The 2987-nt window shown below is 34.1% G+C and carries 5 protein-coding genes; all 5 read left to right on the forward strand.

Annotation, left to right across the window (positions count from 1 at the left end; translation table 11 throughout):
- On the forward strand, nt 1–519 hold a 519-nt coding region (locus tag ACJMLH_RS01320), incomplete at its 5' end, for an energy-coupling factor ABC transporter permease (protein ID WP_405274135.1).
- A 10-nt stretch (nt 520–529) separates the two neighbouring features.
- Nucleotides 530–817: an energy-coupling factor ABC transporter substrate-binding protein gene (locus tag ACJMLH_RS01325; protein WP_405274136.1), complete on the forward strand. Its 288-nt coding sequence runs from the start codon at nt 530–532 to the stop codon at nt 815–817.
- 43 nt (nt 818–860) lie between these two features.
- A complete protein-coding gene (gene cbiQ / locus ACJMLH_RS01330) occupies nt 861–1547 on the forward strand; it encodes a cobalt ECF transporter T component CbiQ (protein ID WP_405274137.1) in 687 nt (228 codons plus the stop codon).
- A 9-nt stretch (nt 1548–1556) separates the two neighbouring features.
- The gene (locus ACJMLH_RS01335; protein WP_405274138.1) at nt 1557–2390 is read left to right on the forward strand and encodes an ATP-binding cassette domain-containing protein; all 834 of its coding nucleotides are present in this window, start codon (nt 1557–1559) and stop codon (nt 2388–2390) included.
- Nucleotides 2391–2528: 138 nt separating this feature from the next.
- Nucleotides 2529–2987 (forward strand): riboflavin synthase, encoded by a 459-nt coding sequence (gene ribC / locus ACJMLH_RS01340; protein ID WP_067041664.1) that lies wholly within the window; start codon nt 2529–2531, stop codon nt 2985–2987.

Genomic DNA, 2987 nt, shown 5'->3' on the forward strand with positions numbered 1-2987 from the left:
GCATTCATGTTCGTCTTATCATCTTTGAAATTACCTTCTGTTACTGGAAGTTGTTCTCACCCTTGTGGTAACGGATTAGGTGCAGCATTATTCGGTCCTGCAGTAACTGCAGTACTCGCAACCATTGTACTTTTATTCCAAGCAATCTTACTTGCTCACGGTGGATTAACCACTTTAGGTGCAAACATATTCTCCATGGGTATTGTAGGACCATTAGCAGCATGGTTAATATATAAAGGTTTGACTAAAGCTAATGTATCTTCAACTATTGCAATCTTCTTTGCAGCATTTTTAGGAGATTTATTAACTTATGTAGCTACTTCATTCCAATTAGCATTTGCATTCCCTGCTCCAAGTTTTGGATCAGCATTAACTAAATTCTTAGTTATTTTCGCAGTAACTCAAGTGCCATTAGCTATTGGTGAAGGTTTATTAACTGTAATTATCTGGGACAGATTAAAAGCTTACAAACCAAAATTATTAGATAAATTAGGTGCTTTAGCTCCTAATGAAGCATAAGGTGATATAAATGAAAACATCAACATTAATTATTTTAGCTGTTGTTTGTATCATTTTATTCGTTGCACCATTAATAATGTTTAATGGTCATGGAGAAGATGATGGATACTTCGGCGGTGCAGACGATGCAGCTGGTGAAGCTATCGAAGAAACAGGTTTCCAACCTTGGTTTTCATCTATATGGGAACCACCTAGTGGTGAAATAGAAAGTTTATTATTTGCTCTTCAAGCAGCTATAGGTGCAATCATTATTGGTTATGCATTTGGTTACTGGAGAGGACAAGGTAAAGAAGAATAATTTGATTCTTCTTTTATTTTTTCTTTTTTTTTAAAGTGATTTTATGAAATTTGATATGGATTATATTGCACATAACAATGAGTTAACTGAATTCAATCCTTATGTTAAACTGTTTTTAACAATTATTTTGTTAATTGTTACATTAGCACTTGATAATCTATATTTTGACGTATTCATATTTGTTGTAATGTCTATTGTAATATTGGCCATTGCTAAAATCAACTTCAGATCATATTTTAAATTTCTAACAATTCCAATGGCATTTCTTGTAATAACATGTATCTTTTTACTGTTCTTCTTTGGAAAAGGGGAGGTAATATATGAAACAGGAATATTTGGTATAGTTGTCACTGATGATTCATTTCATTATGCGGTTTATACATTTATGCGTGTATTGGGTTGTTTGCCTATTTTAGGTTTTTTAGCACTTACAACACCAATATCAAAAATTTTACACTGTCTTAGGACTTTGAAAGTTCCTAAAGTCATGGTTGAAATTGCACTTTTGATGTATAATGTTATTTTCATATTCCTGAATGAAATTGATACCATGCAGAAGGCCCAAAATTCTAGATTAGGATATCATTCATACTGGACTTCATTCAAGTCTTTAGGTGCTCTTGTAAGTACAATATTTTTAAGGTCTCTTGATAAAAGTGAAACATTACAGCATTCTCTTGACTCCAGAGGGTACACAGGTGAACTTCCGATTTATGAACCAAGAAAATAGAGGAAAAATATGTTAGAAGTAAAAAATATTAAATATGCTTATAATTCAGAGTATCAGGCTCTTAAAGGAGTTAGCTTAAAAATTGAAAAGGGAGAAATGGTTGCTCTTTTAGGTAAAAACGGTGCCGGTAAATCAACTTTGTTTCTTCATTTGAATGGGATTTATGAACCTGATGAAGGTCAAGTTTTCATTGATGGTGAGGAACTAAAATATGATAAGAAATCATTACTAAAATTCAGACAGAAAGTAGGAATCGTTTTCCAAAACCCTGATGATCAGATATTCGCCCCTACAGTTGAAGAGGATGTTGCATTCGGACCTCTCAATTTGGGATTGTCTATGGAAGAGGTTCAGGATAGGGTTGAAGATGCACTGGCTCGTGTAGGCATGTCCGGATTTGAGAAAAAGGCGCCTCATCATTTAAGCGGAGGGCAAAAGAAACGTGTTGCCATTGCTGGAATTCTTGCAATGAAGCCTGAAGTCATGGTTTTGGATGAACCTACTGCAGGTCTAGACCCTCAGGGTGTTGTTGATTTATCAATATTATTAAGAGAACTTAATGATGAAGGAATTACAATCATAATTTCAACACACGAAGTGGATTTGGTTCCGAACTATGCTGAACGTGTCTTTGTTTTAGTTGATGGTCTGTTAATTGCTGAAGGCACACCTAAAGAGATTTTTGCTAAACCTGAAATCTTGGAACAAGCTAATTTGAAAGTTCCTATTGTCACTGAATTATTCCAGGACCTTGAAAAGGAAGGATATGACATGCATGGGGACTATCCGTTAACAATTGATGAAGCTAAGGATAAGTTTTTAGAATTGTTAAACAAAAACTAATTTTTTTTTTAAATCAGATTTTTTTTCATAATTATACTGTCCAAAGTATTACTTGCAGTATTAATTCATAATACTTTTTGATTATTAACTAAACATTTATATTATTAAAGACATATTTTTTCATAAGGTGAATTTAATATGAGAATTGGAATTTGTGATACAACATTTGCTCGCTTTGACATGGCTGCGGCAGCTATTGATGAGCTTAAAAACAATGCTTATGATTTAAAAATTATCAGACAAACAGTTCCTGGCGTAAAAGACTTGCCGGTAACTGCCAAAATTCTCATTGAAGAGGAAAACTGTGATATAGTAATGGCACTTGGAATGCCTGGACCTATGGAAAAAGACAAGATGTGTGCTCATGAAGCATCAACAGGACTAATTAATGCGCAATTAATGACAAACACTCACATTTTAGAAGTATTTGTCCATGAAGATGAAGAGGAAGATCCGGTTGAACTTGCAAAGCTTGCGGAAAACAGGGCTCGTGAACATGCGCAGAACTTGATTAAAATGATGTATCACAGAAAAGCAATGAGAAAAGAAGCTGGAATGGGAATGCGTGAAGGAAAAGAGGATGCAGGACCATTATAA

The sequence above is a fragment of the Methanobrevibacter sp. genome (assembly GCF_045116495.1).
In the GTDB taxonomy this organism is placed as follows: Archaea; Methanobacteriota; Methanobacteria; order Methanobacteriales; family Methanobacteriaceae; genus Methanocatella.